The sequence below is a fragment of the Streptomyces siamensis genome (assembly GCF_039543605.1).
GTDB classification, from domain to species: Bacteria; Actinomycetota; Actinomycetes; order Streptomycetales; family Streptomycetaceae; genus Streptomyces; species Streptomyces siamensis.
In genome coordinates, this window is sequence record NZ_BAABKB010000045.1 from 126,121 (window position 1) to 139,888 (window position 13,768).

A 13,768-nucleotide genomic window follows, 5' to 3' on the forward strand; every position below is an offset into this window, starting at 1 on the left:
CCCACCCGGCACGCCCTCTGCGGACGGCCGTGGTGGAGCACGCGTCCGGCGCGCTCGCGTTCCTTCGGTGTCGTCGCACCTGTCCGTCCGCTCCGCTCACCGCGGCGCGCCGACGGCACTCCGGTCCCTCACACCTTCGCGCTCTCGTCGGGGCGTGCCACGCACAGGGCCCAGATGATGAACCCCGAGAAGGCGATCATCACGATCGACCACACCGGGAAGTACGGCAGGGACAGGAAGTTGGAGATGATGATCAGCCCGGCCACGGCCACGCCCAGCACACGTCCCCACATCGCGTCCTGGAAGAGTCCGATGCTGACGATCACGGCGATCGCTCCGAGGATGACATGGATCCAGCCCCATCCGGTCAGGTCGAACTGGAACACGTAGTTGCGCGTGGTGAGGTAGACGTCGTCCTCGGCGATCGCGCTGATGCCCCGGAGGATGTCGAGGATCCCGGCGATCGCCAGCAGGACGGCCCCGAAGACCACGAGCCCCGTGGCCCACTGATGCTTGGCCGTGTGTACCTGTGCGGTGTGTGTGGCGGTCATCCTGCTGCCTCGTTTCGTCTCGTCCGGCCCGCTCAGCGGCCGGAGGCGGAGGTGGAGGTGGAGGTGGGGGTCGCGGAGCCCGTGCCGTCCGATGCGCCGTGGCCGGTGAGGACCAGTTCCTTGGCGCGGCGGAACTCCTCGTCCGTGATGTCGCCGCGGGCACGGATCTCGGACAGCTTGGCGAGTTCGTCGACGCTGCTGGTGCCGCCGGCGGCGGTCTCACGGATGTAGGCGTCGAAGGCGCCCTGCTGAGCCTTCGCCGACTCCAGCTCCCGATGGCCCATGCTCTTGCCGCGGGCGATCAGATAGACCAGCACGCCCAGGAACGGCACGATGATGACGCCCACCAGCCAGCCGGCCTTGCCCCAGCCGCCCAGGGTGTCGTCGCGGAAGATGTCGCCGATGATCCTGAAGAGCAGGATGAACCACATGATCCACAGGAAGAACCAGAGCATGGTCCAGAAGGCGCTCAGCAGAGGGTAGTCGTACGCGAGATACGTCTGGGCGGTCATGGTCTCTCCTCCGTCCCGGGCGTTCGCCCGGCAGGCGTTCTGTGCCGTTCTCAGCGTGCCGGGGGCAGGACCGGGCGGCCTCACCCCAGGCGGGTGATCGTGCGTTCCACGACGGGTGACGAGGGTGCGGCGTTCCGGGGTCTCACACCGTCGCGGTCGGACCGGTGGGGCCGGTCGGGTAGTCGGTGAGCGTCTTGCGCAGCGCCGCCCGCCAGGCGAAGGCGAGGATCAGCTCGGCCACACCGAGCAGCACCATCCACAGTCCGAGCAGCCGGGTCAGGGCGCGGGCCGACTCGGTCGGCAGGGCCAGTACGACGATGCCCGCGACGATGCCGAGGACCGCGGCGCCGATGACGAACCCGCGGTGCGGCAGGTCCTTGGTGGCGATGGCCGTGTACGCGGTCAGCATGCCGGACACCAGCCAGACGATCCCGACGATCAGCGAGAGCGCGGCGATGGTCTGCATCGGGTTCCGCAGACAGAGCACTCCGGCGAGGACGAACAGCACCGACAGGAGCAGCCCCGGGAGCCGTTCGCCGTGTTCGTGCCGGGAGAAGGCCGACACGAAGCGGAACCCTCCGGTGACGAGCAGGTAGAGGCCGAGGAGCACCGCCAGGATGTGCAGGGTCTCCTCGGGCCAGACGAGGATCAGGACGCCCGGCACCAGCGTGGTGATCGCCGAGCCCAGGATCCAGGTCCACGAACTGCCCAGTCCCGCAAGCAGTTCCGCCGCGTCCGCGGTCGAGTCGGACGCCGCCCCGTCGGGCATGTGTTCCGGTCCGGTCTGCGGTGCCGGGCCACGCGAAACGGTCATGGCTCCTCCTCGCGCGATCGAACGGGTCGTTCCGGACCCGCCGACGGGGCGGTGTGCGGAGACCTCGCCGAGCCAGCGTCCCGCGGGCCACCGGATTCCGGATCACCCTCGGCGGGTGATCTGTGAGCGACACCGAAGAGACGGCACCGAAGCGGGGCACTGCCCGCTCCCGGACGTGGAGGACGGGCCTTGCGGGCAGGTCACTCCGTCTCCGGCAGCGGGCGCATCTCCACGACGCGCAGACCCAGCGACTGACAGCGGGCCAGGAGCGCGTACAGATGTGCCTCGTCGACGACGGGGCCGAACAGCACGGTCTGACCGGACATCACCACATGGTCCAGCTCGGGGAAGGCTTTGGTCAGCGTCTCCGACATGTGTCCTTCGACGCGGATCTCGTAGCGCATGAGCTGCTCTCCCGCATGCGGCCTTGGGGCAGGCGGACGGCGCCCTTCCATCGATCCTCCTTCCCGGCGCCCGGTCCGGCCTCACCCGGTGCAGGTGATACGAGGACCGGCTCTTGCGTGCGCCGCACGTCAGTGGGTGAGGAACAGCTTGAGCGAGATGATCACGAGGCCGAGCACCAGATTGACCGAGGCGGTGACGGCGACGAGGTTCCACGAGGCGCCGGCGCGCCGTGCCGCCGTCGCCGACCAGCCGACCTGACCGGCCACGGCGACGGCCACGGACAGCCAGATGGCGCCCTGGACGCCCAGCCCCAGCAGCGGGCTGACGGCGACCGCGACGGCCGGTGGCACGGCGGCCTGGACGATCGGCCACTCCTCGCGGCACACCTCCAGGACGACGCGGCCGTCGAGGCTGCGCTGTGCCATCCGCGCCCCGAACAGCTGGGCGTGCACGTGGGCGATCCAGAACACGAGACCGGTGAGCAGGAGCAGCACCACCAGCTCGACGATGGGGAAGTCTCCGAGGGTGCCGGCTCCGATGACCACGGACGCGGCGAGCATGGATCCGTAGACGGCGCCCGTGTAGTTGGCGTGGGCCCTGCGCTCGGCTCTGCGGGCGCGGCGGGCTGCGGAGGCGTGGCGGGTCCTTGGCATGCAAAGTCTCCCGTGGGCATCAGCTCGGGGCGTCGGGCGGAGCGCCGTCGTCGTGCTGCCGCGGACGGCGGGAAGCACCGGCGTCCCGCGCGCTGCCGGACCGTCCGGCGGGCAGGTGCGGGGTGACGAGGAAACTGGCCAGCGTGATGCCCCCGGTGGCGAGGATCGCCGCCCGAAGGCCGTCCAGCTGCGCCGAGGCGTACGAGTCCGTGACCGCGTCGACCTGGCCGGGCGGCAGCCCGGCGTCCTCGGCCGCCGCGTGCGCCTGGGCGGTGGAGACGAAGTTGACCCCGGCTTCGAGAGCGACGCCGGTCTGCCGGCGGGCCTCGTCGGACAGCCGCGGATTCTCCTGCACCTGTGTGGTGAAGGCGTGCGCCAGGGCACCGATGAGGATCGAGCCGATGAGCGCGGTGCCGAGCGCCGACCCGAGGTTCTGGGCGGTGAACTGGAGTCCGCCGACCTCGCTGCGTTCCTCCTCTCCGGCGCTGGACTGGACGACGTTGCCGAGTTGCGACGCGAGCAGGCCCATCCCCACACCCAGCACGGCCATGGCCCAGGCGAACTGGGCGTCGTCGATGGCCGGGTCGATGGTGGCCAGCAGCCAGACGATGGCAGCCGCCAACGTCGTCAGCGCCAGCCGGACCACCATGCGCGGTCCCGCCACCCGTGCCAGCGGTGAGCCGCACAGGGAGGCCACCAGCATGGTGACGGACACCGGGAGCAGGCGCAGCCCGGTCTCGAAGGCGTCGAAACCCTGCACCACCTGGAGGTAGAGCGGGATGGTGAAGAAGAGTCCCAGGAGGATCAGGTTCTGGCTCAGCAGCGTGAGCAGACCGGCGCGCAGCACGGGGCGGCGCAGCAGCGCGAGGTGCATGAGCGGGTCGAGTCCGAGTGCGTCCCGGTGCCGCTCCCAGCGGACGAAGACCGCCAGGACGGCCACCCCTGCTCCGACGACGAACAGCGTCGGGGCGAATCCGAGGACGGTGAAGGGCGGGTTGCGGGGCTGCACCCAGCCCCAGGAACTGCTCTGCAGCACCCCCAGGACGCCGAGTGCAAGCCCGGCCGCCGACAGCGCGGCGCCGACGCCGTCCAGCCGGGGCCGGTGGCCGCTCGGGGCGGGCTCGGTGATGACCCGGTAGGTGCACAGGACGGCCGCGACGACCACGACCTCACCGGCGAAGACGAGGCGCCAGGTGAGGTACGTCGTCACCCAGCCGCCGAGGAGCGGGCCGATCGCGATGCCCGCCCCGGCGAGCCCTCCGATGACCCCGTACGCGACGGCGCGGTCGGCGCCGCGGTAGGAGGCCGCGACGAGGGCCGCCATGGCGGGCAGCACCAGGGCGGCGCCCAGGCCCTCGATGATCGACCAGCCGAGCGCGAGGACCCACAGGGTGGGTGCCAGGGCGGTCAGGGCCGAACCCGTCCCGTAGACGACCATGCCGATGACGAAGACGCGGCGGCGGCCCAGGATGTCGCCGAACCTGCCGCCGATGATCATGAAGGCGGCCATGACCAGCGCGTAGAGGGTGATCACCGCCTGGATGGCGGTGACCTCGGTGTCGAAGTCCTCGACCAGCCGGCTGATGGACACGTTCATGACGGAGGTGTCCAGGACCATGAGGAACTGGGCCGTCCCCAGCACGATCAGCGCCCGCCAGCGTCTCACTGTGTCCACCTCACCGACTCGGCCCGGGACTCCGCAGAGCGGGCCGGGCGGCGGCCGGTGCGTACCGTGCCGCGCTCCCATCGCACCGGAAGAACGCGCCCGCCGCCTCACCCGCCGCGGGCGACGGTGCGGCGCCCGGCTCGTCGTCGCCCACCTGCGGCGGAACCGCGAGGGCGGATCCGGCATCCGCCACCCACCGGCGCGCACCACCGCGAGACCGACCCCGGCCCCCGCCGCCAGGTCCGCGGCGGCGGACCCCCGCTTCACAGCAGACGCAGTTCGCGGGCCCGGCGCACGGCCTCGCCGCGCCGGTTGACGGCCAGCTTGCGGTAGACGCTCTTGAGGTGGGTCTTCACCGTGTTGACGGACACGAACAGGTCGGCGGCGATCTCCTCCGTCGACATCATCTGTGCCAGCCGCCGGAGGACATCTAGCTCACGGGCGCTCAGTTCCTCCACGACCACCGAGGAGGGCGCGGGTTCGGGTCTCGGCGGCTCACCGGGGCGCGACGCGGCGGCCGTGAGCCAGCCGGCCGACAGTTCCTGGAGCGGAGCGGACTCCATCAGGCGCCGTACCCAGGGTCCGGCTTCGAGGAAGGGGCGCCGCAGCCGTTCGCGGCGGGCCTTGAACAGCGCCTGGGCCACCAGTCTGCGGGCGGTGTCGACGTCTCCGGCCGCCTGGGCGGCCTGTGCGCGCACCAGAGTGGCGCGGACGGTCACCGCGGGACCGGTGCGGCCCTCCGTGTGCAGGCCGTCGAGCATGTCGAGCGCCGCGCCCGGGTCACCCACGGCGAGCTGGACCCGCGCCGCCTCCACGGCGCAGGCGGGCTGGCCGTCGGGCGCCTGCCGCAGCACCCGCGCCGCGGTCTCCGGTCTGCCCTCGGCCAGGTGCGCGGCGGAGGCGACGAGCGCGGCGTGGCCCTCGGCCCACGGGGACAGCACGTCGGCGGCGACGGCCGGTCCCGACGCTTCCAGGGCGGCCCGCGGATTGCCGCGGGCCAGCAGCAGGCGTGCCGTGACCATGGCCCGGCCCGCCGCCATCACGGGGTCCTCCCGCGGGGGACGGGATTCGGCCGCCTCGTCGAGAAGGGCCTGGGCCTGCGCGAGTTCGTTGCGGTCGACGGCCACGGCGGCCAGGACCAGCCGGCCCATGCCGGACGCCGACGGCCGGGACAGCCCGAACCGCTCGGTGTCCGTCGCGGCCTCCAGTGCCTTGCGTTCCGCTCTGCCGATCCAGCCGTCCAGGTAGTCGATCAGTGCCAGGTGGCACAGGGACTCCTCCCTGGGGAGGGCCGTGGACGCCCCGCCGGTGCTCCCGGCCACCGTGGTCAGGGCGGCCCGCGCGTCCTCGAAGCGGCCGGCCCACAACCGTGTGGCGCCCAGGTGGGTGAGGAGCAGGGCGGCCAGTTCGGGGTGCTTGTCCACGAGGTGGGCGGGGACTTCGTGCCGCCATTCCTCCGCGATCTCCGCCGCCTTCTCGGCACGTACCGGCGAGCCGGTCAGCCGGGCGACCAGGGCTTCCAGCAGGGCTCGGCTCAGCTGGGCCGCCGCCAGATCGGGCATGTCGGCGGCGAGGGCCTCCTCGGCGTGATGCAGGTGGACCAGACCTCGGTCGAGGTCGCACTGGGACAGGTCACGGGCCGCCCGTACGAGGTCGGTGGCCGCGCTGGTGGCCTCCGGTCCCATCCGTGAGAACAGTTCGTCCAGGCCGTCGGAGCTCAGGCCGGTGAACAGCTGCCCGATCGCCAGGTCCTCGACGAGGGCCCGCGCGGTGAACTCCCAGTCGCCCGCAGCGGCGCCGTGCGCGAGGGTCTCCTGGAGGGACCCGGAGTGGCGCAGCCACTGTGCGGCGCTCCGGTGCAGTTCGGGTTCGAGTCCGGGCGAGCGCACCCGCAGATGGGCGCGGAGGATCTCCCCGAACAGGGGGTGGAGCCGGTACCAGGAGTGCCCGAGGTCCTCGACGAACGCGTTCTCGCGGTGCAGTTCGGCCAGGATGGGTTCGGCGTCGGTCCGCCCGGTCAGCGCGTTCGCCAGGTCGGGGCAGAAGCGTTTGAGGACGCTGACGCGCAGCAGGAGGTCCTGGGTCTCCTCCGTCTGCCGCTTGAGCACCTCGGCCAGCAGGTAGTCGGCGACCGTACTGCGCCCGGCCTCGAACTCCTTCAGGTAGACGACCGGATCGGGGCTCTCCTGGGCGGCCAGGGCACACAGGCGCAACCCTGCGGCCCAGCCCCGGGTGCGGTCCACGAGGGAGGCCGCGGCGTCCACGGGCAGGCTCAGGCCGTGCACCTCGAGGAGTTCGGACGCCTCTTCGGGGGTGAAGGCGAGTTCCGCGTCGCGGATCTCGGTCAGGTCGCCGGCCGCCCGGTAGCGGTGCAGCGGCAGCAGCGGTTCGGTGCGGGTGACGATGAGCAGACGCATGCCGGGCCCGGCGTGGTGCAGGACGAATTCCAGCTGGTCCGCGATCTCCGGGTCGGTGACGCGGTCGTACTCGTCGAGCACGACGATCGCGGGCCGGTCGCGACCGCTGAGACCTGCGGCGAGGCGAGCCAGCAGGGTGTGGTCCACGCGGCTCGCGTCGGCGGGGAAGCCGACCTCCGCGGGCACCGGAACCCCCGAGACGCGCAGGGCCTGGAGCAGGTAGGCCCAGAACACGCCGCGCCGCTGGTCCGCGGAGTCGTTGGTGAGCCAGGCGACCGGCTGGCCCAGGCCTGCGGCCCAGTCGGCCACCAGCAGGGTCTTGCCCGAGCCCGCGGCTCCGTTGACCATCGTCAGGGGGGTCAGCAGGGCCTGGTCGAGGTGGTTGACGAGGCGCTGCCGCCGCAGGAACGTGTCGGGTCTCGCCGGGAGGGCGAACCGTGTCCGAAGGAACGGGTCACCCAGGGGATCGACACACGGAATGCCGGACCCCGCCCCCTCCTCGTCGATCGCAGCCATGGCGCTCACCACCACCGTCCGTCAGGGCATGGGCAGCGATACCCCCCTCAGGATCCCAGCTTTCCGCCGCACCCGCGCGCCGCGCGGTCGGCCGGACACACACGGCAGCGGCCCGGCACCGGACGCCGTCCGGCAGTGGGCACGCCGGGGCGCCGACGCGTCCGTGGCCGGGCACCGCGACGGGCGCGCTGGTCCTCGTCCGCGTCGTAGGGAACGCTGGGAACCATGACCACCATCGCCATCATCGGAGCCGGCCCCGGTCTCGGCGTCGCCGTCGCACGGCGGTTCGGCCGGGAGGGGTACGACGTCGCCCTCGTCTCGCGCGACCAGGGCCGACTCGACGCGCTGGCCGACCGACTCGCGGCCGACGGCGTGCGTGCCCGCGGCTTCGCCGCCGACGTACGCGATCCGAAGGCCCTGGCGGCCGCCCTGGACGCGGCGACCGCGATGCTGGGACCGATCGAGATCCTCCAGTACAGCCCGGTTCCGCACCGCGACTTCATGCGACCGGTGCTGGACACCGGGCCCGAGGACCTCGTCGGGCCGATCGAGTTCTCGCTGTACGGACCGGTCACCGCCGTCCGGCAGGTGCTTCCCGGCATGCGCGCGCTCGGGAGCGGGACCGTCCTGTTCGTCAACGGCGGATCCGCCGTGGTCCCGCATGCCGAGCGGGCGGGCACGTCGATCGCGTTCGCCGCCGAGGGCGCGTACGCGCGGCTGCTGCACGACACGCTCGCGCCCGAGGGCATCCACGTGGCGCAGCTGATCATCCCGGGCGCGATCGTCCCGGGGCACCATCGCAAGGATCCGACCGTGCTCGCGGACACCCTGTGGCGTCTGCATCATGAGCGGCACGGTTTCCGGCACTTCGCCGACGACCTGGATTCCTGATGCCCGGCTCGGGCCCCCGCTGCGGGGGCCCGAGCCGGGCATGTGCGGCGGGCCGATAGGGCCGCCGCGCACTTACCGGCGAGGCGACCACGCCGTCACCATGGAAGAGGCAGTTTGGCCAGTGATGCCTGAAATGCGTTGATCTTTAGGAGGGCTCATGGACGCCCCGACCGCCACAACGGCAGACGCCGCCCCGCGGGACGACGTACAGGAAGAGCCGACCGTACACATCCTCTGGATCAACGCGGGGCTGAGCTGCGACGGGGACTCCGTCTCGCTGACCGCCGCGAGCCAGCCGAGCATCGAGGAGCTGGCACTGGGCGCCCTGCCCGGGCTGCCCAAGATCGCGGTGCACTGGCCCCTGATCGACTTCGAGTGCGGCCCGGTGCAGGGTGCCGACAACTTCGTCGACTGGTTCTTCAAGGCCGACCGCGGTGAGCTGGAGCCCTTCGTCCTCGTCGTCGAGGGCTCGATCCCCAACGAGCGGGTCAAGCCCGAGGGGTACTGGTGCGGCTTCGGCGACGACCCGGAGACGGGCCAGCCGATCACCACCAGTGAGTGGCTGGACCGGCTGACGCCCAAGGCGCTGGCCGTCGTGGCGATCGGCACCTGTGCGACGTACGGCGGCATCCACGCGATGGCGGGCAACCCCACCGGGGCGATGGGCGTCCCGGACTACCTGGGCTGGGAGTGGAAGTCCAAGGCGGGCATCCCGATCGTGTGCGTCCCGGGCTGCCCCGTGCACCCCGACAACGCCTCCGAGACCCTGCTCTACCTGCTCTACCAGGCGGCGGGCGCGGCCCCCATGATCCCCCTGGACGAGGAGCTGCGGCCGTCCTGGCTGTTCGGCGCCACGGTCCACGAGGGCTGCGACCGGGCCGGCTACTACGAGCAGGGCCAGTTCGCCACCGAGTACGGCTCTCCCGAGTGTCTGGTCAAACTCGGCTGCTGGGGCCCGGTGGTGAAGTGCAACGTGCCCAAGCGCGGCTGGATCAACGGCGTGGGCGGCTGCCCGAACGTGGGCGGCATCTGCATCGCGTGCACCATGCCCGGCTTCCCCGACAAGTTCATGCCCTTCATGGACGAGCCGCCGGGCGGCCATGTGTCGGCGACGGCGAGCGGCATCTACGGCTCGGTCGTCCGACGGCTCAGGCACATCACGGAGAAGACCGTCGAGAAGGAACCGAAGTGGCGCGGCAAGGGCGAGAAGCTCACGACCGGCTACAAGGCCCCGTGGTGACACCGGTTCCCCGCTGAGGAAGACACCCGACAGGAAGGCGGCACGGCACCATGGCGACGGCGACGAACAAGCCGGCCGGTGACGGCCTGATGGAGATGTCGTGGGACCCGATCACCCGCATCGTGGGCAGTCTCGGCATCCACACGAAGATCGATTTCGCCGCGAAGCGCGTCGCGGAGTGTTACAGCACCTCGTCCGTCTTCCGCGGCTACAGCGTGTTCATGCGCGGCAAGGACCCGCGGGACGCGCACTTCATCACCAGCCGGATCTGCGGCATCTGCGGCGACAACCACGCCACCTGCTCCGTCTACACCCAGAACATGGCCTACGGCGTCGCGCCCCCGCACCTCGGCGAGTGGATCATCAATCTCGGCGAGGCCGCGGAGTACATGTTCGACCACAACATCTTCCAGGAGAACCTGGTCGGCGTGGACTACTGCGAGCGGATGGTCCGCGAGACCAATCCCGGCGTGCTCGAACTCGCCGAGCGCACCGAAGCCCCGCACGCGGCCGATCACGGCTACCGCACCATCGCCGACATCATGCGCTCGCTCAACCCGCTGGAGGGCGAGTTCTACCGTGAGGCGCTCCAGGTGAGCCGCTACACGCGCGAGATGTTCTGTCTGATGGAGGGCCGCCACGTGCACCCCTCCACCCTGTATCCCGGAGGCGTCGGCACCGTCGCCACCGTGCAGTTGTTCACCGACTACCTCACCCGGCTCACCCGCTACGTGGAGTTCATGAAGCGCGTCGTCCCGCTCCACGACGACCTCTTCGACTTCTTCTACGAAGCACTGCCCGGTTACGAGGAGGTCGGCAAGCGCCGTGTGCTGCTGGGCTGCTGGGGCTCGCTGAACGACCCCGAGCACTGCGACTTCCGGTACGCGAGCATGGAGGACTGGGGCCGGCGGATGTTCGTCACCCCCGGCGTCATCGTGGACGGCAACCTGGTCACCAACAGCCTCGTCGACATCAACCTCGGCATCCGCATCCTGCTCGGCAGCTCCTACTACGAGGACTGGGCGGGCATGGAGAAGTTCGTCGAGCAGGACCCCCTGGGCAACCCGATCGACGAGCGGCACCCGTGGAACCAGCACACCGTGCCCGCGCCGCAGAAGCGCGACTTCGATGACAAGTACAGCTGGGTCATGTCGCCGCGCTGGTTCGACGGCACCGACTACCTCGCCCTCGACACCGGCGGCGGCCCGCTCGCCCGGCTGTGGTCCACGGCCCTGTCCGGACTCGTCGACATCGGCTACATCAAGGCCACCGGCCACAGCGTGCAGATCAACCTGCCGCGGACGATGACCAAGCCGGAGATGTCGCTGGAGTGGCGGATCCCGCAGTGGAGCAACGCCATCGAACGCAACCGCGCCCGGACCTACTTCCAGGCGTACTCCGCCGCCGCGGCCCTCCACTTCGCCGAGCAGGCGCTGGAGGAGGTGCGCGCGGGACGGACCCAGACCTGGGAGAAGTTCGACGTGCCGGACGAGTCGATCGGCTGCGGCTTCACCGAGGCGGTCCGCGGAGTGCTCTCCCACCACATGGTGATCAGGGACGGCAAGATCGCGAACTACCACCCGTACCCGCCGACTCCGTGGAACGCCAGTGTGCGCGACAGCTACGGCACACCGGGCCCGTACGAGGACGCGGTGCAGAACACGCCCATCTTCGAGGAGAACCCGCCCGAGAACTTCAAGGGCATCGACATCATGCGGGCCGTCCGCAGCTTCGACCCGTGTCTGCCGTGCGGCGTGCACATGTACGTCGGCGGCGGCCGGACCGTCCAGCAGACGCACATGCCGACGGGGCTGAGCGGCCTGGCCGTCTGACCTTCCGAGGAGAGGGGATCCGATGGCCGGACAGGAAACGGGTGAGCGGATCGCCGCGCTCCTCGACGAACTGGCGCGGCAGGCGGGACCCGAGGCGCGTGACACCGCGGACGAACTCGTGCGCTGCGTCGTGGAGTTCTACGGCGAGGGCCTCGCGCGGACGGTACGGCTGCTGCGCTCCGCACCGGACGGCGCGGATCCCCTCGCCGTCCTCACCGCCGACGAGCTCGTCAGCGACCTGCTGATCCTGCACGACCTGCACCCGGAGGACACCCTCACCCGGGTGGGCCGTGCGCTCGACAAGGTGCGGCCCTACCTCGGTTCGCACGCCGGCGACGTAGAGGTCGCGGGGCTCGACCCGGAGGGGGCGGACGGGCCGACACTGCGGCTCCGGCTGCGCGGCAGCTGCGAGGGCTGCCCGTCCTCCACCCAGACCGTGCGCTGGACCATCGAGGAGGCGATCGCCCGGACCGCCCCCGAGATCGCGCACATCGAGGTCGAAGGGATGACCGAGGACACCCACGAGGCGCCCCTGCTGCAGATCCTTCCGCACCGCCCGGACGACGCTCCCGGCGGCCCCCTCTCCCCCGCCGCGGACGGCCCGGCGCACTGGTACACCGTGGGCCCGCAGGCCCTGCCCGCGCACGACCGGGCCACCCGTGCGACGCGGGTGGCCGGGCAGGCCCTGCTGCTGGTGCGGCTGCCGGGACAGCTCTACGCCTACCGCGACCGTTGTCCGGCCTGCGGCACGGGCCTCGCCGACGCGGCCCTCGACGGCGAACGGCTGCGCTGCTCGCAGTGCGCCGCGGAGTTCGACGTCCGGACGGCGGGCCGCGGCGCACTGGGACACCTGGAGCCGGTACCGCTGCTGGAGGAGAGCGGATCGGTGCGGGTGGCGCTGCCCGGTGAACTGCTGGGGGCGGGGCCGTGACCGCCGACGTGCTGCGGCAGTTCACCCGCCGGCCGCCGCCCCCCGGGGAACGGTGCGACCTGTGCGGGGAGCCGCTGCCCGCCGAGCACCGCCATATCGTCGACACGACCCGGCGGTCCCTCAAGTGCGCCTGCCCGCCGTGCCATCTTCTCTTCACCCGGCCCGGCGCGGGACTCGGCCGCTTCCGCGCCGTCCCCGACCGGTACCTCACCGACCCGGACTTCGCCCTCGACGAGGGCGACTGGACCCGGCTCCAGATCCCCGTGGGGCTCGCCTTCTTCTTCCGCAACTCCGCCGTCGACCGGCTCGCGGCCTTCTATCCGAGTCCCGCGGGCGCGACCGAGAGTGAACTCGATCCGCAGACCTGGGACGCGGTGCTCGGCCGCACCCCTCTGACCGCCCTGCTCGAACCCGACGTGGAGGCGCTGCTGCTGCGCTACGAGCGCGGCGGCCCGGTGACCTGCACCCTCGTGCCGGTCGACGTCTGTTACGAGCTCGTCGGCCGGATGCGGCTGCACTGGAAGGGGTTCGACGGCGGCGCGGAGGCACGCGCGGACATCGACGCGTTCTTCGGCCGGATCGCGGCCGCGGCCAGGCCCCTGGACACCGGCTCCCCCGGCGCCCCGTCACCCCCGGAGCCCGAAGCCCCGTCATCCTCGGAGCCCGGCGACCCGCCCCCGGAGACCGGGGGCGCACCATGACGGACCTCCAGTTCCAGTGCACCGGCGTACGGCCGGAGCCGTTCGGCGCCGGGCCCACCCTGCTGTTCGGGCTGCGGATCGAGGAGGCCGACCACCAGCCGGTGCACGCCATCGCCCTGCGCTGCCAGATCCGTATCGAGCCGGCCCGGCGCCAGTACGAACCGGAGGAAGTCGGCATGCTGGGCGACCTGTTCGGTGAGCCCGACCGCTGGAGCAGCACCCTCAAACCGCTCCAGTTCGCCCACGCCTCGATCACGGTGCCGGGCTTCACGGGCACGACGCACGTCGACCTCCCGGTGCCCTGCACCTACGACACGGAGGTCGCGTCGGCGTCGTACTTCCGGGCGCTCTCGCGGGGCGAGGTCCCGCTGCTCCTGCTCTTCTCCGGCACGGTCTTCACCGGCCGCGACGGCTTCCGCGCCGAGCCCATCCCCTGGCACAAGGAGACGTCCTTCCTGATGCCGGTGGACGTGTGGCGGAGCATGATCGAGCAGTACTTCCCGCACACGGGCTGGCTGCGGATCCGCCAGGACGTGCTGGAAGCCCTGCGGCGCTACCGCTCGGCACGTGCTCTGCCGTCCTGGGAGCAGGTCTTCGAGGAACTTCTCGCCACCGCCGACGCGAAGGGGGGCGACTGAG

13 protein-coding genes are annotated in these 13,768 nt (G+C 71.6%); 6 read left to right on the plus strand and 7 right to left on the minus strand.

Annotation, left to right across the window (positions count from 1 at the left end):
• Positions 1 to 128: 128 nt before the first annotated feature.
• The 7 genes from ABEB03_RS40645 to ABEB03_RS40675 all read right to left on the minus strand — a co-directional run bounded on the left by ABEB03_RS40645 (position 129) and on the right by ABEB03_RS40675 (position 7,534).
• Positions 129 to 551: a DUF7144 family membrane protein gene (locus ABEB03_RS40645; protein WP_345658054.1), complete on the minus strand. Its 423-nt coding sequence runs from the start codon at positions 549 to 551 to the stop codon at positions 129 to 131.
• A 32-nt stretch (positions 552 to 583) separates the two neighbouring features.
• Positions 584 to 1,063 (minus strand): SHOCT domain-containing protein, encoded by a 480-nt coding sequence (locus ABEB03_RS40650; protein WP_345658055.1) that lies wholly within the window; start codon positions 1,061 to 1,063, stop codon positions 584 to 586.
• Between the two features lie 142 nt (positions 1,064 to 1,205).
• A complete protein-coding gene (locus ABEB03_RS40655; RefSeq protein ID WP_345658056.1) occupies positions 1,206 to 1,877 on the minus strand; it encodes an HdeD family acid-resistance protein in 672 nt (223 codons plus the stop codon).
• A gap of 200 nt (positions 1,878 to 2,077) precedes the next feature.
• Positions 2,078 to 2,281, minus strand: coding sequence for a hypothetical protein (locus ABEB03_RS40660; RefSeq protein WP_095932753.1), 204 nt, complete (start codon positions 2,279 to 2,281; stop codon positions 2,078 to 2,080).
• Positions 2,282 to 2,410: 129 nt separating this feature from the next.
• Positions 2,411 to 2,935: a hypothetical protein gene (locus ABEB03_RS40665; protein ID WP_345658057.1), complete on the minus strand. Its 525-nt coding sequence runs from the start codon at positions 2,933 to 2,935 to the stop codon at positions 2,411 to 2,413.
• 19 nt (positions 2,936 to 2,954) lie between these two features.
• The gene (locus ABEB03_RS40670) at positions 2,955 to 4,601 is read right to left on the minus strand and encodes an MFS transporter (RefSeq protein ID WP_345658058.1); all 1,647 of its coding nucleotides are present in this window, start codon (positions 4,599 to 4,601) and stop codon (positions 2,955 to 2,957) included.
• Positions 4,602 to 4,864: 263 nt separating this feature from the next.
• Complete coding sequence (locus ABEB03_RS40675) at positions 4,865 to 7,534, minus strand: LuxR C-terminal-related transcriptional regulator (protein ID WP_345658059.1); 2,670 nt, start codon at positions 7,532 to 7,534, stop codon at positions 4,865 to 4,867.
• A 225-nt stretch (positions 7,535 to 7,759) separates the two neighbouring features.
• Here ABEB03_RS40675 and ABEB03_RS40680 point away from each other — a divergent pair, with 225 nt between their 5' ends.
• The 6 genes from ABEB03_RS40680 to ABEB03_RS40705 all read left to right on the plus strand — a co-directional run bounded on the left by ABEB03_RS40680 (position 7,760) and on the right by ABEB03_RS40705 (position 13,767).
• Positions 7,760 to 8,425, plus strand: coding sequence for an SDR family NAD(P)-dependent oxidoreductase (locus ABEB03_RS40680; protein WP_345658060.1), 666 nt, complete (start codon positions 7,760 to 7,762; stop codon positions 8,423 to 8,425).
• A gap of 157 nt (positions 8,426 to 8,582) precedes the next feature.
• Positions 8,583 to 9,665 (plus strand): NADH-quinone oxidoreductase subunit B family protein, encoded by a 1,083-nt coding sequence (locus ABEB03_RS40685; RefSeq protein ID WP_345658062.1) that lies wholly within the window; start codon positions 8,583 to 8,585, stop codon positions 9,663 to 9,665.
• A gap of 50 nt (positions 9,666 to 9,715) precedes the next feature.
• Complete coding sequence (locus tag ABEB03_RS40690) at positions 9,716 to 11,497, plus strand: nickel-dependent hydrogenase large subunit (RefSeq protein ID WP_345658063.1); 1,782 nt, start codon at positions 9,716 to 9,718, stop codon at positions 11,495 to 11,497.
• A gap of 22 nt (positions 11,498 to 11,519) precedes the next feature.
• The gene (locus ABEB03_RS40695) at positions 11,520 to 12,428 is read left to right on the plus strand and encodes a NifU family protein (RefSeq protein ID WP_345658064.1); all 909 of its coding nucleotides are present in this window, start codon (positions 11,520 to 11,522) and stop codon (positions 12,426 to 12,428) included.
• Positions 12,425 to 13,129 (plus strand): DUF5947 family protein, encoded by a 705-nt coding sequence (locus ABEB03_RS40700; RefSeq protein WP_345658065.1) that lies wholly within the window; start codon positions 12,425 to 12,427, stop codon positions 13,127 to 13,129. The genes ABEB03_RS40695 and ABEB03_RS40700 overlap by 4 nt, the downstream gene beginning before the upstream one ends.
• A complete protein-coding gene (locus tag ABEB03_RS40705; RefSeq protein ID WP_345658066.1) occupies positions 13,126 to 13,767 on the plus strand; it encodes a DUF6084 family protein in 642 nt (213 codons plus the stop codon). The genes ABEB03_RS40700 and ABEB03_RS40705 overlap by 4 nt, the downstream gene beginning before the upstream one ends.
• The last annotated feature ends 1 nt before the right edge of the window (position 13,768 follow it).